We start from the raw sequence: 16,571 nt of genomic DNA on the forward strand, positions 1-16,571 counted from the left end.
AGTGTTAAAATACGTAAGTGTGTTGTGAGTGATTATATGATAACGGATTTTGTTAATAAATTTAATCTAGATAGAGGTATAATTCCTCTATCTAGAGTTTTATAGACCTGTAAATTTCGAGAGGAGGTGTAGAAATGCCAACAATAAATCAGCTAGTTCGAAATGGGAGAGAAAAAGTTAAGAAGAAGAAGGGAGCTAGAGCATTAGAAGGAGCTCCACAGAAGAGAGGAGTATGTACAAGAGTATATACTGCTACTCCTAAAAAACCTAACTCTGCTTTAAGAAAGGTTGCTCGTGTCCGATTAACTAATGGCAAGGAAGTAACAGCTTATATTCCTGGTATTGGGCATAATTTACAAGAGCACTCTGTTGTATTAGTTAGAGGTGGTCGTGTTAAAGACTTACCTGGTGTTAGATATACAATTGTTCGTGGTGCATTAGATTGTGCTGGTGTAGAGGATAGAAAACAAGGTCGGTCTAAGTATGGTGTTAAGAAACCTAACGAATAAACTAAAGGTTAAGTTGGAAGGAGGGAGAATTTAGTGTCACGTAAAAGTCAAGCACAAAGACGTGAAGTAAACGCGGATCCAATTTATAAAAGTAAGCTAGCTAGTCGTTTTATTAATAAGATTATGTATGATGGCAAGAAAAGTCTTGCAGAAAATATCTTTTATGAAGCAATGGATATGGTAGCTGAAAAGACTGGTGAGGAACCAATGGAAGTATTAAAAGGTGCCTTAAATAATGTAATGCCAGTATTAGAGATTAAGACACGCCGTGTAGGAGGAGCTAACTATCAGGTTCCTGTTGAAGTTGATAATAATCGTCGTTTAACTTTAGGATTACGGTGGGTTGTTGAAGCTGCTAGAGGTCGTGGTGAAAGAAATATGGTTGATAGAGTTGCTAATGAATTAGTTGATGCTTATAATGAAGAAGGCGGTGCTGTAAGAAAGAAAGAGGAAGTTCACCGCATGGCTGAAGCAAACAAAGCTTTTGCTCACTATAGATGGTAATTAGAGATTAAATAAAAGGGAGGGTGTTGTAAGTGCCCAGACAATTTCCGCTAAAAAAGACAAGAAATATTGGACTTATGGCGCATATTGATGCTGGTAAGACGACTACTACAGAGCGTATGTTGTTTTATACAGGTCGTGTACACAAGATTGGTGAAACTCATGATGGTGATTCTCAGATGGATTGGATGGATCAGGAGAAGGAAAGAGGAATTACTATTACTTCTGCTGCGACTACTTGTCAATGGGATGATCATAGAATTAACATTATAGATACGCCTGGACACGTGGACTTCACTGTTGAGGTAGAAAGATCACTAAGAGTATTAGATGGTGCTATTGGTGTATTCTGTTCTGTTGGTGGAGTAGAACCACAATCTGAAACGGTATGGCGCCAGGCTGACAAGTATAATGTACCAAAAATTGCCTTTGTAAATAAAATGGATAGAACTGGAGCAGATTTTTATAATGTAGTAAATATGATGGATGAGAGAATTGATGCTAATCCAGTTGCTATTCAACTTCCAATTGGCAAAGAAGAAAACTACCAAGGTTCAATCGACTTGGTTACTATGGAAGCTATTATTTACAATGATGAAGATGATAAACTAGGTATTGATTATAATAAAGAAGAAATTCCTGAGGACTTAAAAGATAAGGCTCAGGAGTATAGAGAATTATTAATTGAAGCAGTTGCTGATGTAGATGAAGAAATTATGATGAAGTATTTAGAAGATGAAGAAATTACAGTTGAAGAAATTAAAGCTGCTTTAAGAAAAGGAACAATCGATAATGAATTTACTCCAGTATTATGTGGTACTGCATTAAAGAACAAAGGAGTTCAACCTTTATTAGATGCAGTAATAGATTATTTGCCAGCACCAGTTGATATTCCTCCAGTAGAGGGAATTGATCCTAAGACTGAAGAGGAGATTACTCGTGAATCTGATGATGAGGCTCCATTCTCAGCATTAGCATTTAAAATTATGACTGACCCTTATGTTGGTAAATTAGCGTTCTTTAGAGTCTACTCTGGAGTTTTAGAATCTGGTTCTTATGTTTATAATTCTAGTCAAGACCAGAAAGAAAGAGTTGGACGTATCTTACAGATGCATGCTAATAAACGTGAAGAACGTGATGAAGTATATGCTGGTGACTTAGCTGCAGCAGTTGGACTTAAAAATACTGGTACTGGTGATACTTTATGTACAGCAGATGACCCAGTTATCTTAGAATCTATGGAATTTCCTGAGACTGTAATTGACGTAGCTATTGAACCAAAGACACAAAAAGATAGCGATAAGTTAGGTGAAGCTTTACAGAAACTTGCTGAAGAGGATCCAACATTTAATGTTAGAACTGATGAAGAGACTGGTCAGACAATTGTTTCTGGTATGGGAGAGTTACACTTAGAAGTGATTGTTGACCGACTAACAAGAGAATTTGGTGTAGAAGCCAATATTGGAGAACCTCAAGTTGCTTATCGAGAAACAATTACTAAAAAAGCTGAAATTGAAGGTAAATTTATCCGACAGTCTGGTGGACGTGGTCAGTATGGTCATGTAGTTATGGAAATTGAACCATTAGAACCAGGTGAAGGATTTGTATTTGAAGATAATATTGTAGGTGGAGTTGTACCTAGAGATTATATTGGTTCTGTAGAAGAAGGAGTTAAGGAAGCTTTAGAAAATGGTGTTGTAGCCGGATATCCAATGATCGATGTTAAAGTTGCATTGAATGATGGTTCTCACCACGAAGTAGACTCCTCTGAGATGGCATTTAAGATTGCTGGTTCTATGGCAATTAGAGAACAATCACACAGAGCTAATCCAGTATTATTAGAGCCAGTTATGGAAGTAGAAGTAACTACTCCAGAAGAATATATGGGCGATGTAATTGGTGATATTAATAGTCGTCGTGGACAGGTAGAAGGAATGGAACAAAGAGGTAATGCCCGAATAATTAAAGCTTATGTACCATTATCTGAAATGTTCGGTTATTCTACTGATTTAAGATCTGCTACACAAGGTCGTGCTCAATATGTAATGCAGATGGACCACTATGAAGAAGTTCCAAGTAATATTGCTAAAGAAGTTAAAGAAAAAGTAAAATAATAAATTTGTTTTTACTTAGGAGGGAAGATAGAGATGGCAAAAGAAAAGTTTGAAAGAAATAAGCCACACGTTAATATTGGTACAATTGGACACGTAGACCATGGTAAGACAACAACAACAGCTGCAATTACAAAAGTATTAGCAGCAGGAGAAGAAGGATCTGTAGAATTTGGTGAGATTGATAACGCACCAGAAGAGCAGGAGAGAGGAATTACAATTGCAACATCACACGTAGAGTATGAAACAGCTAATAGACACTATGCTCACGTTGACTGCCCAGGTCACGCAGACTATGTAAAGAATATGATTACTGGTGCAGCTCAAATGGATGGAGCAATCTTAATTGTATCTGCAGCAGATGGACCAATGCCACAGACAAGAGAGCACTTACTATTAGCTCGACAGGTAGGAGTACCAGAAATTGTTGTATTCCTAAACAAAGCAGATATGGTAGAAGATGAAGAATTAGTAGAGTTAGTAGAGATGGAAGTAAGAGAATTACTTAATGAGTATGACTTTAATGGAGATGAAGCTACAATAGTTACAGGTTCTGCTTTAAAGGCATTAGAAGAGCCAACAGGAGAATGGGCAGATAACATTAATGAATTAATGGATGCAGTAGATGAGCAGATTCCTACTCCAGAAAGAGATACAGATAAAGAATTCTTAATGCCGATTGAGGATATCTTTACAATTACTGGTCGTGGAACAGTAGCGACAGGACGTCTAGAAAGAGGAACAATCGAAGTAGGAGACGAAGCAGAGATTGTAGGAATTAAAGAGACAGAAGAAACAGTAATTACAGGAATTGAAATGTTCCGAAAAGAGATGGAAAGTGCTCAAGCAGGAGATAATGTAGGAGCATTATTAAGAGGTATTGATAAAGAAGATGTAGAACGTGGACAGGTATTAGCAGAGCCAGGTTCAATTACACCACATACTAAGTTTAAAGCAGAGGTATATGTATTAAGTAAGGATGAAGGTGGACGACATACTCCATTCTTCGATGGTTATAAGCCACAGTTCTACTTCAGAACAACGGACGTAACTGGAACAATTGATTTACCAGGAGATGTAGATATGGTAATGCCAGGAGATAATATTGAGATGGATGCAGAATTGATTTCTCCGATTGCGATGGAAGAAGGATTAAGATTTGCGATTCGTGAAGGTGGAAAGACAGTAGGAGCCGGTGTTGTTACTGAAATTGTTGAATAATGACAGGTTAAAAGAGGAATGAGGAGCTTGTCTTCTCCTCATCTTTTTTCTGTCTAATCAATGTTAATCGGAGGTGAAGATAAATGGCTGAGCAAGGTAGAGATAAAATTAGAATTAAGTTAAAGGGTTATGAACATCAATTATTGGATAATTCAGCAGAGAAGATTGTAGAAACAGCTACTCGAACTGGAGCTGAGGTTTCTGGTCCTGTTCCTTTACCGACTAAAAAGGAAGTATTTACAATTTTGCGTTCGCCACATGTAAATAGTAAGGCACGAGAACAGTTTGAGATTCGAACTCATAAACGTTTGATTGATATTAAAGAGCCGACACCAAAGACGATTGATTCATTAATGAGATTAGATTTACCTGCTGGTGTCGATATTGAGATTAAATTATAATAGTCTTTTAGTTTGAGGAGGTGTGATTAAATGAAAGCAATTTTAGGGAAGAAAGTTGGTATGACACAGGTTTTCACTGATAATGGAGAAGTCGTACCAGTAACAGTTGTAGAAGCAGGTCCTTGCCCTGTAATTCAAAAGAAGACTGAAGAGGTAGATGGATATACTGCTGTTCAGTTAGGTTTTGAGGATGCTAAGGAATCCCGAGTAAATAAGCCATTGAAAGGGCACTTTGAGAAGTATGGAATTGAACCTAAAAAATACATTAAAGAGTTTCGTTTTGATGGTGCTGAAGAATTAGAAACTGGTGATGAAGTAAAAGCTGATACTTTTGAAGCTGGAGATAAAGTTGATGTAATTGGTACTTCTAAAGGTAAAGGTTTTGCTGGTACAGTCAAGAGATGGAACTTTAATACTGGGCCAAAGACTCACGGTTCTAGAAACTATAGGTTACCAGGTTCTATTGGTCAGAGTGCTGATCCATCAAGAGTATTTAAAGGTAAAAAGATGGCAGGACACATGGGTCGTGAAAAAGTGACTATTCAAAATCTAGAAATTGTTAAAGTTGATACAGAGAAAAATTTATTATTAGTTAAAGGTTCTGTTCCAGGACCTAAAAAAGGATTATTAACTATTCAAAAGGCAGTTAAATAGTATTAGGAAGGGGGAGAAAAGATGCCTGAATTACCTTTATATGATATGCAAGGTCAAGAATTAGGAAATGTTGACCTAAATGATGATATTTTTGATGTTGAAATAAATGAACATGTTGTTCATGAAGCAGTAACTGCTCAATTAGCCGCTAAAAGAGCTGGAACTGCTAAGACTAAGACTCGTAGTGAAGTGCGTGGAGGTGGTCGTAAACCTTGGCGTCAAAAGGGTACAGGTCGTGCTCGTCACGGAAGTATTAGATCTCCAATTTGGGTTGGTGGTGGAACTACTTTTGGTCCACAACCACGTAATTATGAGAAAAGAATCCCTAAGAAAGTTAAGAAATTAGCTGTTAAATCTGCTTTAACTGCTAAGGTTGAAGAAGATAGCTTAACTATCGTTGATGGGTTTGATTTTGAGCAACCAAAGACTAAGAAGATGGTTGCTGTATTAGATAACTTGGATGCTGCTGATAAGAAAGTTTTACTTGTGCTTGATGGTAGAGACGAAAATGTTTATAAATCAGCACGTAATATTCCAGGAGTTAAAGTTGTTTCATCTAATCAGGTAACTGTTTATGATGTTTTAAATAGTGATAAGGTATTAATGACGAAGGATGCTATTAATCAAGTTGAGGAGGTGCTTGTAGTATAATGGACGCTCGAGATATTATTATTGCACCTCATATTTCTGAGAAGAGTATGGAGGATATGGAAGAAAAAAATTGGTATACTTTTAAGGTTGATTTAAATGCTAACAAGCCTCAAATCAAAAGAGCTGTACAAGAAATTTTTAATGTTAAAGTAGACAAAGTTACTACTTGTAGAGTTTCTGGTAAGAAAAGAAGAAGAGGTTATCATGAAGGTAGAACATCTGATTGGAAGAAAGCTAGAGTTAAACTAGCTACAGATGATACGATTGATATTTTTGAGGGTGTATAACTTTTAGAAAAAGGAGGGAATCCGAATGGCAATTAAAAAATTCAAGCCAACTACTCCATCAAGGAGATATATGACTGTTGATACTTTTGAAGATATTACAACTGATAAGCCAGAAAAGTCTTTATTAGAGCCTTTAAAAAAGACTGGTGGTCGTAACAATAAAGGTCGAATTACTGCTAGACGTCGTGGTGGGGGTCATAAGAGAAAGTATAGAGTTATTGATTTTAAGCGGGATAAAGATGGAGTTCCGGCAAAAGTAGCTACTATTGAATATGATCCAAATCGTTCAGCTCGAATTGCTTTATTAAATTATGTTGATGGCGAAAAAAGATATATCCTTGCTCCTCGAGGATTAGAAGTAGGAGATGAGGTTCTATCTGGTTCAGATGCTGATATTAAACCAGGAAATGCATTACCACTAGAACAGGTTCCAGTAGGTACTCTAGTTCATAATATTGAGCTGAAACCCGGTAAAGGTGGTCAGTTAACTCGTGCTGCTGGAGCGCAAGCACAGGTAATGGCTAAAGAAGATAAATTTGCTCATATTGAATTGCCTTCTGGAGAAGTTAGATTAGTTAATATTAAGTGTAAGGCAACTATAGGTCAAGTTGGAAATATTGAGCATGAGAATATTACTATTGGTAAGGCTGGTAGAAGCCGATGGTTAGGACGTAGACCTAGTGTTCGTGGTGTTGCAATGAACCCACATGACCATCCACATGGTGGTGGAGAAGGTAGAAAACCTGCTGGTAGACATCCAGTAACTCCATGGGGTAAACCTACAATGGGTAATAAGACACGTAAGCGCAAGAAGTCTGATAGAATGATCGTCAAGAGACGACATGACAAAAAGTCTAAAAAGTAATTGAAGGGGGGCTAACTAGTGGCTCATAATAAGCCTTATGTGGATAAAAAGTTATTAGCTAAAATTAAAGAAATGAATGAGCAGGATGAAAAGCAAGTTGTTAAGACTTGGTCTCGAAGTTCAACTATTTATCCACAAATGATAGGACATACTATTGCTGTTCATGATGGACGTAAGCATGTTCCAATTTTTATTACGGAAGAGATGGTTGGTCATAAATTAGGTGAATTTGCACCAACTAGAATATTTAGAGGTCACGGTGAACACACTGATCGATCTACAGCTCTTAAGTAGAAATTTATTAGTTTAATAGTAAAGGGGGTTAAATTGTGGAGGCAAAAGCTATTGCTAAGGAAGTACGGATTTCCCCACGTAAAGCAAGATTGGTTATTGATTTAGTGCGGGACAAAAAAGTTGCTGAAGCTATTGGTATTCTGAAGAATACGCCAAAGAAGGCAGCTGAAATTATTGAAAAAGTTCTTAACTCTGCTGTGGCGAATGCAGAGCATAATCATGGAATGATTGCTGATGAACTTTATGTTTCTGAGGCTTATGTTGATGAGGGACCAACAATGAAACGTTATAAGCCAAGAGCAATGGGCCAAGCAAGTCCGATTAATAAAAGAACAAGTCATATTACTATTAAAGTGGCAGAGAAGGAGGGATAATGAGATGGGACAAAAAATCAATCCACATGGTCTAAGAGTTGGAGTTATTAAAGATTGGGACGCTAAATGGTATGCTGAAAAAGATGAATATGCTGATTTATTACATGAAGATTTAGAAGTTAGAGAGCATATTAAAACAAAGATGTATGAAGCTGGTATTTCTAGAATTGTTATTGAGAGGGCAGCAGAAAGAATTAAGTTTGATGTTCATGCTGCTAGACCAGGAATGGTAATCGGTAAAGGTGGATCTGAAGTACAAGAATTAAGAAATGAATTAGAAGAGATGACTGGTAAGGAAGTTCAAGTAAATGTAGTAGAAGTTGAACGTCCAGATCAGAATGCTCAATTAGTAGCTGAGAATATTGCTCACCAGTTAGAAAATAGAGTATCTTTCAGAAGAGCTATGAAACAATCACTTAATCGAGCTATGCGTCAAAAAGATGTAGAAGGATTTAAAATAGAATGTGCTGGCCGTTTAGGTGGATCCGATATGGCTCGAACAGAAAGTTACAATGAAGGAAGTGTACCATTACACACTTTAAGGGCAGATATTGATTACGGATTTACAGAAGCTTATACAACTTATGGTAAGATTGGAGTCAAGGTTTGGATTAATAAGGGTGAAGTATTACCTGAAGTTAATGATGAAGAGTAATTAGAAAGGAGGCAGCAAAATGTTAATTCCAAAGCGTGTAAAGCATAGAAAACAACATCGTGGACGACTAAAAGGTAAAGCACATCGTGGAACTGAAGTTAATTTTGGAGATTTTGGATTACAAGCTTTAGAACCAGCTTGGATTACAAATCGTCAGATTGAAGCTGCCAGAATAGCCATTACGCGGTATGTTAAGCGTGATGGTAAGATCTGGGTCAACATCTTCCCTGATAAGCCGGTTACTGCTAAACCTGCTGAAACTCGAATGGGTAGTGGAAAAGGTGCTACTGACGAATGGGTTGCTGTTGTAAAGCCTGGTCGTGTAATGTTTGAGATTGGTGGTGTAGAAGAAGAGGTTGCACGTGAGGCTATGCGATTAGCATCTCACAAGTTGCCTATTAAGACTAAATTTGTAAAACGGGAAGAAATGGACGGTGAGCAAGATGAAAGCTAAAGAATTACGCAAGCTAACTGACGAGGAATTAGAACAGAAGTTAGATGAGCTAAAAGAAGAATTATTTAACCTACGTTTTCAGAATGCTACAATGCAATTAGATAATCCAAGTCGGATTAAAGACGTTAAACGAACAATTGCTAGAGTTAAGACTATTGTGAATGAGCGTGAATTAGGTATTAATCAAGCGTAGTTATAAAGGGGGGATATTATGGCCGATAAGCAGATAAAAGAAGAGATTGGAAAAGTTGTTAGCGATAAGATGGATAAAACAGCTGTAGTAGCTGTTGAGCGAAAAAAGCAACATCCTCTATATAAGCGTGTAATTACTCGTACTTCCAAGTTCAAAGCTCATGATGAAAATAATGAGTGTAAAGAGGGCGATAAGGTAAGAATTGTAGAAACTCGTCCAGTAAGTAAAACTAAGAATTGGAAAGTAGCAGAGATTATCCGGAAAGCTAAATAATTTGAATTGTTTGTTTGAAAGGAGGGACTACAATGATCCAAACTGAATCCAGATTAAAAGTAGCAGATAACTCAGGTGCTAGAGAATTATTATGCGTGAAAGTATTAGGCGGTTCTGGAAAGCGTTATGCTTCTCTTGGAGATGTAGTTGTTGCTACAGTTAAAGAAGCAATTCCTGATGGTATGGTAAGTAAAGGTGAAGTTGTAAAAGCTGTAATTGTTCGAACTAAGAGAAAGGTAAGAAGAGATGATGGTTCTTATATTAGTTTCGATGAAAATGCAGCTGTATTAGTAGATAAGAACAATGCACCTGTTGGAACTCGTGTCTTCGGGCCAATTGCTCGTGAACTAAGAGATGAAAAGTATACTCGAATTATTTCTTTAGCTCCTGAAGTTTTATAATTAGTCGTTGTAATTAAGAAAGGAGGTTGGCAGTATGTCTAAACCTAAGTTGCACGTTAAAAAAGGTGATCAGGTAAAAGTGATTGCTGGGAAAGATAAAGGAAAAGAGGGAGAAGTTCTTAAAGCTTTTCCTCAAGAGAGTCGGGTAATTGTTGAAGGAGTTAATATTATTAAGAAACATGCTCAACCAACGCAAGATAATCCACAAGGTGGGATTATTGAAAAGGAAGCTCCAATTCATAGTTCTAATGTAATGTTAGTCTGTGAACACTGTAATGAGACAGCACGTACTGGTAAACAATTTTTAGATAGCGGAGAAAAAGTACGTTATTGTAAAAACTGCGATGAGATTGTAGATTAATTAGCAGGAAGGAGGTATTAATATGTCAGTACTAAAAGAAAGATATACAGAAGAAGTAGTATCAGCATTGATGGAAAAGTTCGGTTATGATAATATTATGGAAGTTCCTAAGTTAGAAAAATTGGTTGTTAATATGGGACTTAGTGATGTAGCTGAAAATGCTAATTTATTAGATGAAGCTGTTGAAGGTTTACAAGCAATTACAGGTCAAAATCCTGTTGTTACAAGAGCTAAGAAGTCTATTGCTAACTTTAAGATTCGAAAAGGCATGCCAGTAGGTTGTAAGGTGACTCTACGAGGGAATGAAATGTATGAATTCCTATATAAGTTAGTTAATGTTGCTTTACCACGTGTACGTGACTTTAGAGGAGTACCTGCTAATTCCTTTGATGGACGAGGTAACTATTCTTTAGGTCTTGATAATTATACAGTTTTCCCAGAGCTTGATGTTGATGAGGTTGATACAGTCTTAGGTATGGATATTACTATTGTAACTAGTGCGGAAACTGATGAAGAAGCTAAAGAAATATTAGCACAAATGGGTATGCCATTTAAAAAATAACCTAAGGAGGGAAAATAGTGGCTAAGAAGTCTAAGGTCGTTAAAGCCAATAAGAAGTCTAAGTATGAGACTCGTGAAGAGAGAAGATGCCGACGTTGTGGACGACCTCGTGGTGTATTAAGAAGATTTGAGTTATGTCGAGTTTGCTTTAGAGAGTTAGCTCACGAAGGTAAATTGCCAGGAGTTAAGAAAGCTAGTTGGTAATCAATAAGTGTATATTTGAAAGGAGGTAAGTATTATTATGTCTGTAGTAAACGATCCTATTGCTGATATGTTGACTAGAATCAGAAATGCTAATCAAAATTATGCTAATCAAGTAGATATTCCAGCTTCTAATCTTAAAGAAGAAATTGCTGCTGTTTTAGATGAAGAAGGTTTCATTAAGGGATACGAAAGAAAAGATGATACTGCTCAAGGTACATTAACTCTTTCTTTAAAGTATGGTTCTAATAGAGAAAAAGTTATTACAGGTTTAAAGCGAATCAGTAAGCCAGGTTTAAGAGTATATGCTAATAAAGAAGAATTACCTAAAGTATTAGGTGGTTTAGGTATTTCAGTTATCTCTACTTCTCAAGGAGTAATGACTGATAAAGCTGCTCGTAAAGCTGGAATTGGTGGAGAGGTTCTTTGTTATATTTGGTAATTAGTAATTTTTAATAATCAAGGGGGGTGTAAATTATGTCTCGGGTTGGTCATTTGCCTGTTGAAATCCCAGAGAAAGTTGAATTGAATTTAGAAGGAAGTACTATTACAGTTAAAGGTCCTAAAGGTGAACTTACAGAGGATATTAGTCCTAGATTAGATATTGAAATTAATGATGATGAATTAGTTGTTTCTAGACCTACTGATTCTAAGCAAGATAAATCATTACATGGTTTAGCACGTAGTGTCATTATTAATATGATTGAAGGTGTAACTAAAGGATATGAGAAGAAATTAGAACTTAATGGTGTAGGTTATAGAGCACTAGTAAAAGGAAATAACTTAGAGCTACAAGTTGGTTACTCTCATCCTGTAGTTATCGAGCCAGAAGAGGGAATCGAATTTGAGGTAGATGGAGACGAAATCATTGTTAAAGGTAGCGATAAGCAGTTAGTAGGCCAGACAGCATCTGAAATTAGAGAGGTAAGAAAACCAGAACCTTATAATGGTAAAGGTATCAAGTATGCTGATGAAAGAATTAGACGTAAAGAAGGTAAAACTGCTTAATAGATAGCCGGTTAAATTGCTAGAAAAGGAGGGAGAGTTATGAGTAAATTAAGCAAAGAAGAAGCTAGAAGAAGAAGACATAAACGAGTGCGTAAGAAAGTAAAAGGAACTCCAACACGACCTCGATTAAATGTGAACAAAAGTTTGAAGCATATTTATGTTCAAGTTATTGATGACTTTAGAGAAATAACTTTAGTGTCTGCTTCTACTGTTGATACAGACATTAGAGATGAAGTTGAAAATGGTGGTAATGTTGAAGCCGCTAAAGTTGTAGGAAAATATATCGCTGAACGTGCTTTAGAAGAAGGTATTGAAAAAGTTGTATTTGATCGTGGAGGGTATGAATATCATGGTCGAATCAAAGCCTTAGCTGAAGCAGCTCGTGAAGCTGGATTAGATTTTTAAAGTAAAGGAGGGAAGATGATGAAGAAAAAGAGAAAAGCAAATCTAATTGATCCAAGTGAGTTGGACTTAGATGAACGTGTAGTAGATATTAGTCGCGTTTCTAAGGTAGTTAAAGGTGGTCGTCGATTTAGCTTTAGTGCCTTAGTAGTAGTTGGAGATGGTAATGGTCATGTTGGTGCTGCGATTGGAAAAGCTAATGAGGTACCAGCTGCTATTCGAAAGGGTATTGAAGCTGCTAAAGGTGAATTAGTTAAAGTTCCTTTAAAAGGCAGAACTATTCCACACGAAATTACTGGTGTCTTTGGTGCAGGACGTGTACTTTTAAAGCCTGCTTCTGAAGGTACTGGAGTAATTGCTGGTGGAGCTGTTCGTCCAGTTGTTGAATTAGCAGGAGTTAAGGATATTTTAACTAAGTCTCTAGGTACAGATAATCCAATTAATATGGTACGCGCTACAATTCAAGGGTTAAAAGATTTGAAAGATGCCAAAAATGTTGCTAAACTAAGAGGTAAGAGCGTAGAAGAATTATTGGGATAACAAATTATTAATTATTTAAGGAGGTGACAACGATGGGATTAGATCTACATGATTTACAGCCAGCCGAAGGTTCTAAAAAAGATAAAAAACGTGTTGGAAGAGGAATTGGTTCTGGTAAAGGAAAGACTAGTGGTCGAGGACATAAAGGTCAAAACGCTCGTTCTGGAGGTGGCGTAAGACGTGCCTTTGAAGGGGGACAGACGCCTTACTTTAAACGATTCCCTAAGCGTGGATTTTCCAATGCTAAATTTAAAACTGAGTATGCTGTAGTTAATGTTGATGATCTTAGCCGTTTTGAAGAAGATTCTACTGTTACTGTTGCCGATTTAAAAGATGCTGGATTGGTCAAAAATGTTAAAGAGGGCATTAAAATTTTAGGTGATGGCGAATTAGAGAAATCTTTAACTGTTGAAGCTAATAAATTCAGTAAATCTGCAGTTGAAAAAATTGAAGCTGCTGGGGGAAAGGCAGAGGTGATCTAACAAAATGTTGTCAGCGTTAGGGAATGCCTTAAAGATTGAAGAGCTGCGGAAAAAATTACTTTTTGTTCTAGCAATGATAGTAGTTTATCGTATTGGAGCTCATATTCCAGTCCCTGGGATTGATTCGGAGGTTTTAGGTAAGCTATTCCAAGGATCAGGTGTGTTAGGATTCTTGGATATGTTTGCTGGTGGAGCCTTAAAAAGATTTACTATATTTGCTATGAGTATCAGTCCATATATTACTTCCTCTATTATCATGCAGTTATTGACTATAGTGATTCCTAAGTTAGAGGAACTTTCTAAACAAGGGCAAGAAGGTAAAAAGGTGATTAATCGTTATACTCGTTATGCTACTGTTGTTTTAGGACTGATTCAGGGAACTGGAATTACAATGATGATTAAGAATTATGGTGCAATAGCTAATCCAACATTCTTTAATTTAGCTACTATTGTAATTACTCTAACAGCTGGAACAATCTTTTTAATGTGGTTAGGTGAGCAGATCACAGATAAGGGTATTGGAAATGGAATTTCAATAATTATTTTCGCATCAATCATATCTCGGTTTCCAACAGCAGTCATTACAACATTTGAAGGATTAAAAGCAGGAACAATTAGTATTTTTAATCTATTAATATTTTTAGTAATTGCAGTATTAGTAGTTGGAGTAGTTATTTATATTCAGGAAGGCCAAAGAAAGATACCTGTTCGTTATTCAAAGCGAGTAGTAGGTAATAAAGTTTATGGTGGACAATCAACTCATATTCCTATGAAGGTAAATCAAGCTGGGGTAATTCCAGTAATCTTTGCATCTTCAGTTTTATTATTCCCAGCTACTATTGCTAGATTTATTCAACATGATTGGGCACAAGCTATAGCTCAAGCTTTAAGTCCAGGTTCAACTTTATATATTATTTTGTATGCAGTCTTAATTATCTTCTTTACTTATTTCTATACGGCTATCAGTTTTAATCCGATTGAGGTAGCTCAGAATATGAAAGAACAAGGTGGCTTTATTCCTGGTCGTCGTCCTGGTAGACCTACTGCTGAGTATTTAGATAGGGTCTTAACTCGGATTACATTAGCAGGGGCTATCTTCTTAGCAGGAGTGGCTGTATTACCTAATTTTGTTATTGGGCTAACAGGGATTCAAGCACGATTTGGAGGAACAGCTCTATTAATTGTAGTTGGTGTTGCTCTAAGAACAATGAAGCAGATTGAGACTTATTTGCTATCTAGACATTATGAAAGTTTCATGAATTAATCTGCAGGGAGTGATAAATGATGCGTTTAGTCTTGCTTGGTCCGCCAGGAGCAGGAAAAGGAACCCAAGCTGCTCGTATGGAAGCAGCTTATGGCCTTCCCCATGTTGCTACTGGCGATATATTTCGTCAAGCAATTAAAGAAGAAACTGAATTAGGGAAGAAAGCTAAAGAGTATATAGATCAAGGTAAATTGGTTCCGGATAAGATTGTAGTTGGTATAGTAGAAGAAAGATTAAGTGAAGATGATTGTCAGGAAGGCTTTATTTTGGATGGTTTTCCTAGAACAATAGAACAAGCTGAAGCCTTAGCTGATTTAGTTGATTTAGATACTGTATTGAATATTAAAGTTGGTGATGAAGAGGTTGTTAATCGTTTATCTGGTCGTAGAGTCTGTAAAGAGTGTGGAGCGACTTTCCACTTAGAGTATAATCAGCCTCAAAAAAAAGGGCTTTGTGATGAATGTGGTGCAGATTTATATCAGAGAGACGATGATAAACCAGAAACTATTAAGGAGCGATTAAAGGTTTATTACGATCAAACTGCTCCTTTAATTAATTATTATAAAGACCGCAATCTATTACAGTCTGTTAATGGTGAACAAAATCTTGATCAAGTCTTTGCTGATATATCTCAGATTTTAGAGGAGTTAGAATAGATGATTATTAGAAAGTCTAAACGAGAAATTGAAATTATGAAGCGGGCTGGAGAGGTAGTAGCTAAGACACACAATATGTTGGCTGAAGAAATTGAGCCAGGAATTACTACCCAAGAAATTGATCAGTTAGCTGAAGAATTCATCTTAGATCAGGGGGCTAAACCCGCTTTTAAAGGGTACCAAGGATTTCCTAATACTGTTTGTGTAGCTATTAATGAGCAGGTAGTTCATGGAATCCCTAGTTCCAATGCTTTAGAATCAGGAGATATTATTGGATTAGATATTGGGGCTATTGTTGATGGGTATTATGGAGATGCTGCTCAAACTCTAGCAGTTGGTGAAGTTTCTTCTGAAACTGAGCAATTATTAGAAGTGACAGAAGAATCACTGTTTAAGGGAATTGAGCAAGTTAAGTCAGGAAATAGAATTTCTGATATTTCCCATGCTGTTCAAGAGTATGTTGAAGAGTATGGTTACTCAGTAGTTCGTAAATTCGTAGGTCATGGTGTAGGAAAAAAGATGCATGAATCACCCCAGATTCCTAATTTTGGCGCTCCGGGTCGAGGGCCAAGGTTAAAAGAGGGTATGGTTTTAGCTATTGAACCTATGGTTAATATTGGTACTCATAAGGTAAAGACTTTAGATGATGGTTGGACTGTAATAACCCAAGATAGAGAGCTTTCAGCTCATTTTGAGCATACTGTAGCTGTAACGGAAACTGGCCCTCAAATATTGACTCAACTTTAATTTTTGATTGCATAATTGATTAATATTGCATAAAATATTTGATATGTGATATAATCATATACTGAGGGTCTATAAATTGGTATAGAAATCAAACTAAATCAATTTTTATTTTATAGAGGAGGTAGAGGAGCCTTAATGTCTAAAAAAGAGGAACCTATAGAAGTTCAAGGTACCGTGGTTGAGACTTTACCTAATGCTAAGTTTAAGGTAGAGTTAGAAAATGATCATGAAGTATTGGCTCATGTTTCAGGTAAGATGAGAATGAACTTTATTAAGATTTTACCTGGTGATAAAGTTACTGTTGAGTTGTCTCCTTATGATTTAGAACGCGGTCGAATTACTTATCGTCATGAGTCCTAAAAAGCTTTAAAGGAGGGGTAGCATGAAAGTTCGACCATCAGTAAAGCCTATTTGTGATAAATGTAAAGTGGTTAGACGTAAGGGAAGAGTTTATGTAATCTGTGAAAATCCTAAGCATAAGCAACGCCAAGGTTAATTTGAA

29 protein-coding genes are annotated in these 16,571 nt (G+C 36.6%); all 29 read left to right on the top strand.

Annotated elements, in window-relative coordinates; genetic code table 11:
- Positions 1-134: 134 nt before the first annotated feature.
- The 29 genes from rpsL (at position 135) to rpmJ (ending at position 16,565) form a co-directional block, all read left to right on the top strand.
- Complete coding sequence (gene rpsL, locus ACYQ39_RS08975) at positions 135-509, top strand: 30S ribosomal protein S12 (RefSeq protein WP_459842268.1); 375 nt, start codon at positions 135-137, stop codon at positions 507-509.
- A 33-nt stretch (positions 510-542) separates the two neighbouring features.
- Positions 543-1,013, top strand: a complete 471-nt coding sequence (gene rpsG, locus ACYQ39_RS08980) for a 30S ribosomal protein S7 (RefSeq protein ID WP_459842270.1) — start codon at positions 543-545, stop codon at positions 1,011-1,013.
- Positions 1,014-1,045: 32 nt separating this feature from the next.
- Positions 1,046-3,127 (top strand): elongation factor G, encoded by a 2,082-nt coding sequence (gene fusA / locus ACYQ39_RS08985; protein ID WP_459842272.1) that lies wholly within the window; start codon positions 1,046-1,048, stop codon positions 3,125-3,127.
- A gap of 33 nt (positions 3,128-3,160) precedes the next feature.
- Entirely contained in the window at positions 3,161-4,345 is a 1,185-nt protein-coding gene (gene tuf / locus ACYQ39_RS08990) for an elongation factor Tu (RefSeq protein ID WP_459842249.1), read from the top strand.
- Between the two features lie 83 nt (positions 4,346-4,428).
- Entirely contained in the window at positions 4,429-4,746 is a 318-nt protein-coding gene (rpsJ, locus tag ACYQ39_RS08995; protein ID WP_459842274.1) for a 30S ribosomal protein S10, read from the top strand.
- Positions 4,747-4,776: 30 nt separating this feature from the next.
- On the top strand, positions 4,777-5,400 hold the full coding sequence (gene rplC / locus ACYQ39_RS09000; RefSeq protein ID WP_459842276.1) for a 50S ribosomal protein L3: 624 nt from the start codon (positions 4,777-4,779) through the stop codon (positions 5,398-5,400).
- A 21-nt stretch (positions 5,401-5,421) separates the two neighbouring features.
- Positions 5,422-6,051, top strand: a complete 630-nt coding sequence (gene rplD, locus ACYQ39_RS09005; protein ID WP_459842278.1) for a 50S ribosomal protein L4 — start codon at positions 5,422-5,424, stop codon at positions 6,049-6,051.
- Positions 6,051-6,338 carry a 50S ribosomal protein L23 gene (gene rplW, locus ACYQ39_RS09010; RefSeq protein WP_459842280.1) on the top strand — a complete coding sequence of 96 codons (288 nt, stop codon included), beginning with the start codon at positions 6,051-6,053 and terminating at the stop codon, positions 6,336-6,338. Before rplD ends, rplW begins: the two co-directional genes overlap by 1 nt.
- Before the next feature lie 25 nt (positions 6,339-6,363).
- Positions 6,364-7,203 (top strand): 50S ribosomal protein L2, encoded by an 840-nt coding sequence (gene rplB, locus ACYQ39_RS09015; protein ID WP_459842282.1) that lies wholly within the window; start codon positions 6,364-6,366, stop codon positions 7,201-7,203.
- An 18-nt stretch (positions 7,204-7,221) separates the two neighbouring features.
- Positions 7,222-7,497 carry a 30S ribosomal protein S19 gene (gene rpsS, locus ACYQ39_RS09020; protein WP_459842284.1) on the top strand — a complete coding sequence of 92 codons (276 nt, stop codon included), beginning with the start codon at positions 7,222-7,224 and terminating at the stop codon, positions 7,495-7,497.
- A 35-nt stretch (positions 7,498-7,532) separates the two neighbouring features.
- Positions 7,533-7,871: a 50S ribosomal protein L22 gene (rplV, locus tag ACYQ39_RS09025; protein ID WP_459842286.1), complete on the top strand. Its 339-nt coding sequence runs from the start codon at positions 7,533-7,535 to the stop codon at positions 7,869-7,871.
- A 4-nt stretch (positions 7,872-7,875) separates the two neighbouring features.
- On the top strand, positions 7,876-8,526 hold the full coding sequence (gene rpsC / locus ACYQ39_RS09030; protein ID WP_459842288.1) for a 30S ribosomal protein S3: 651 nt from the start codon (positions 7,876-7,878) through the stop codon (positions 8,524-8,526).
- 19 nt (positions 8,527-8,545) lie between these two features.
- The gene (gene rplP / locus ACYQ39_RS09035; RefSeq protein WP_459842290.1) at positions 8,546-8,980 is read left to right on the top strand and encodes a 50S ribosomal protein L16; all 435 of its coding nucleotides are present in this window, start codon (positions 8,546-8,548) and stop codon (positions 8,978-8,980) included.
- Entirely contained in the window at positions 8,970-9,173 is a 204-nt protein-coding gene (rpmC, locus tag ACYQ39_RS09040; RefSeq protein WP_459842292.1) for a 50S ribosomal protein L29, read from the top strand. The genes rplP and rpmC overlap by 11 nt, the downstream gene beginning before the upstream one ends.
- An 18-nt stretch (positions 9,174-9,191) precedes the next feature.
- Positions 9,192-9,446: a 30S ribosomal protein S17 gene (gene rpsQ, locus ACYQ39_RS09045; protein WP_459842294.1), complete on the top strand. Its 255-nt coding sequence runs from the start codon at positions 9,192-9,194 to the stop codon at positions 9,444-9,446.
- 32 nt (positions 9,447-9,478) lie between these two features.
- On the top strand, positions 9,479-9,847 hold the full coding sequence (rplN, locus tag ACYQ39_RS09050) for a 50S ribosomal protein L14 (RefSeq protein ID WP_459842296.1): 369 nt from the start codon (positions 9,479-9,481) through the stop codon (positions 9,845-9,847).
- 34 nt (positions 9,848-9,881) lie between these two features.
- On the top strand, positions 9,882-10,208 hold the full coding sequence (gene rplX, locus ACYQ39_RS09055; RefSeq protein WP_459842298.1) for a 50S ribosomal protein L24: 327 nt from the start codon (positions 9,882-9,884) through the stop codon (positions 10,206-10,208).
- A gap of 22 nt (positions 10,209-10,230) precedes the next feature.
- Positions 10,231-10,770 carry a 50S ribosomal protein L5 gene (gene rplE, locus ACYQ39_RS09060; protein ID WP_459842300.1) on the top strand — a complete coding sequence of 180 codons (540 nt, stop codon included), beginning with the start codon at positions 10,231-10,233 and terminating at the stop codon, positions 10,768-10,770.
- Between the two features lie 17 nt (positions 10,771-10,787).
- Complete coding sequence (locus ACYQ39_RS09065; protein WP_459842302.1) at positions 10,788-10,973, top strand: type Z 30S ribosomal protein S14; 186 nt, start codon at positions 10,788-10,790, stop codon at positions 10,971-10,973.
- Between the two features lie 37 nt (positions 10,974-11,010).
- Positions 11,011-11,412, top strand: a complete 402-nt coding sequence (gene rpsH / locus ACYQ39_RS09070; RefSeq protein ID WP_459842304.1) for a 30S ribosomal protein S8 — start codon at positions 11,011-11,013, stop codon at positions 11,410-11,412.
- 35 nt (positions 11,413-11,447) lie between these two features.
- Positions 11,448-11,978, top strand: coding sequence for a 50S ribosomal protein L6 (gene rplF / locus ACYQ39_RS09075; protein WP_459842306.1), 531 nt, complete (start codon positions 11,448-11,450; stop codon positions 11,976-11,978).
- Positions 11,979-12,017: 39 nt separating this feature from the next.
- Positions 12,018-12,383, top strand: coding sequence for a 50S ribosomal protein L18 (gene rplR, locus ACYQ39_RS09080; RefSeq protein ID WP_459842308.1), 366 nt, complete (start codon positions 12,018-12,020; stop codon positions 12,381-12,383).
- Between the two features lie 18 nt (positions 12,384-12,401).
- On the top strand, positions 12,402-12,920 hold the full coding sequence (rpsE, locus tag ACYQ39_RS09085; RefSeq protein WP_459842310.1) for a 30S ribosomal protein S5: 519 nt from the start codon (positions 12,402-12,404) through the stop codon (positions 12,918-12,920).
- A 32-nt stretch (positions 12,921-12,952) separates the two neighbouring features.
- Positions 12,953-13,402 carry a 50S ribosomal protein L15 gene (gene rplO, locus ACYQ39_RS09090; RefSeq protein ID WP_459842312.1) on the top strand — a complete coding sequence of 150 codons (450 nt, stop codon included), beginning with the start codon at positions 12,953-12,955 and terminating at the stop codon, positions 13,400-13,402.
- Positions 13,403-13,406: 4 nt separating this feature from the next.
- Positions 13,407-14,666: a preprotein translocase subunit SecY gene (secY, locus tag ACYQ39_RS09095; protein ID WP_459842314.1), complete on the top strand. Its 1,260-nt coding sequence runs from the start codon at positions 13,407-13,409 to the stop codon at positions 14,664-14,666.
- A gap of 20 nt (positions 14,667-14,686) precedes the next feature.
- A complete protein-coding gene (locus ACYQ39_RS09100; protein ID WP_459842316.1) occupies positions 14,687-15,322 on the top strand; it encodes an adenylate kinase in 636 nt (211 codons plus the stop codon).
- Positions 15,323-16,069, top strand: coding sequence for a type I methionyl aminopeptidase (gene map, locus ACYQ39_RS09105; protein ID WP_459842318.1), 747 nt, complete (start codon positions 15,323-15,325; stop codon positions 16,067-16,069).
- 135 nt (positions 16,070-16,204) lie between these two features.
- Entirely contained in the window at positions 16,205-16,429 is a 225-nt protein-coding gene (gene infA, locus ACYQ39_RS09110; RefSeq protein ID WP_459842320.1) for a translation initiation factor IF-1, read from the top strand.
- 22 nt (positions 16,430-16,451) lie between these two features.
- Entirely contained in the window at positions 16,452-16,565 is a 114-nt protein-coding gene (rpmJ, locus tag ACYQ39_RS09115; protein ID WP_013277182.1) for a 50S ribosomal protein L36, read from the top strand.
- The last annotated feature ends 6 nt before the right edge of the window (positions 16,566-16,571 follow it).

It is taken from the genome of Halanaerocella petrolearia (assembly GCF_054657875.1).

What these genes read in the sequence shown, in the direction of transcription:
- rpsL (WP_459842268.1), top strand. Translation starts at nt 135, where the DNA reads ATGCCAACAATAAATCAGCTAGTTCGAAATGGGAGAGAAAAAGTTAAG.
- tuf (WP_459842249.1), top strand. Translation starts at nt 3,161, where the DNA reads ATGGCAAAAGAAAAGTTTGAAAGAAATAAGCCACACGTTAATATTGGT.
- rpsJ (WP_459842274.1), top strand. Translation starts at nt 4,429, where the DNA reads ATGGCTGAGCAAGGTAGAGATAAAATTAGAATTAAGTTAAAGGGTTAT.
- rplC (WP_459842276.1), top strand. Translation starts at nt 4,777, where the DNA reads ATGAAAGCAATTTTAGGGAAGAAAGTTGGTATGACACAGGTTTTCACT.
- rplD (WP_459842278.1), top strand. Translation starts at nt 5,422, where the DNA reads ATGCCTGAATTACCTTTATATGATATGCAAGGTCAAGAATTAGGAAAT.
- rplW (WP_459842280.1), top strand. Translation starts at nt 6,051, where the DNA reads ATGGACGCTCGAGATATTATTATTGCACCTCATATTTCTGAGAAGAGT.
- rplB (WP_459842282.1), top strand. Translation starts at nt 6,364, where the DNA reads ATGGCAATTAAAAAATTCAAGCCAACTACTCCATCAAGGAGATATATG.
- rpsC (WP_459842288.1), top strand. Translation starts at nt 7,876, where the DNA reads ATGGGACAAAAAATCAATCCACATGGTCTAAGAGTTGGAGTTATTAAA.
- rplP (WP_459842290.1), top strand. Translation starts at nt 8,546, where the DNA reads ATGTTAATTCCAAAGCGTGTAAAGCATAGAAAACAACATCGTGGACGA.
- rpmC (WP_459842292.1), top strand. Translation starts at nt 8,970, where the DNA reads ATGAAAGCTAAAGAATTACGCAAGCTAACTGACGAGGAATTAGAACAG.
- rpsQ (WP_459842294.1), top strand. Translation starts at nt 9,192, where the DNA reads ATGGCCGATAAGCAGATAAAAGAAGAGATTGGAAAAGTTGTTAGCGAT.
- rplN (WP_459842296.1), top strand. Translation starts at nt 9,479, where the DNA reads ATGATCCAAACTGAATCCAGATTAAAAGTAGCAGATAACTCAGGTGCT.
- rplX (WP_459842298.1), top strand. Translation starts at nt 9,882, where the DNA reads ATGTCTAAACCTAAGTTGCACGTTAAAAAAGGTGATCAGGTAAAAGTG.
- rplE (WP_459842300.1), top strand. Translation starts at nt 10,231, where the DNA reads ATGTCAGTACTAAAAGAAAGATATACAGAAGAAGTAGTATCAGCATTG.
- rpsH (WP_459842304.1), top strand. Translation starts at nt 11,011, where the DNA reads ATGTCTGTAGTAAACGATCCTATTGCTGATATGTTGACTAGAATCAGA.
- rplF (WP_459842306.1), top strand. Translation starts at nt 11,448, where the DNA reads ATGTCTCGGGTTGGTCATTTGCCTGTTGAAATCCCAGAGAAAGTTGAA.
- rplR (WP_459842308.1), top strand. Translation starts at nt 12,018, where the DNA reads ATGAGTAAATTAAGCAAAGAAGAAGCTAGAAGAAGAAGACATAAACGA.
- rpsE (WP_459842310.1), top strand. Translation starts at nt 12,402, where the DNA reads ATGAAGAAAAAGAGAAAAGCAAATCTAATTGATCCAAGTGAGTTGGAC.
- rplO (WP_459842312.1), top strand. Translation starts at nt 12,953, where the DNA reads ATGGGATTAGATCTACATGATTTACAGCCAGCCGAAGGTTCTAAAAAA.
- secY (WP_459842314.1), top strand. Translation starts at nt 13,407, where the DNA reads ATGTTGTCAGCGTTAGGGAATGCCTTAAAGATTGAAGAGCTGCGGAAA.
- ACYQ39_RS09100 (WP_459842316.1), top strand. Translation starts at nt 14,687, where the DNA reads ATGCGTTTAGTCTTGCTTGGTCCGCCAGGAGCAGGAAAAGGAACCCAA.
- map (WP_459842318.1), top strand. Translation starts at nt 15,323, where the DNA reads ATGATTATTAGAAAGTCTAAACGAGAAATTGAAATTATGAAGCGGGCT.
- infA (WP_459842320.1), top strand. Translation starts at nt 16,205, where the DNA reads ATGTCTAAAAAAGAGGAACCTATAGAAGTTCAAGGTACCGTGGTTGAG.
- rpmJ (WP_013277182.1), top strand. Translation starts at nt 16,452, where the DNA reads ATGAAAGTTCGACCATCAGTAAAGCCTATTTGTGATAAATGTAAAGTG.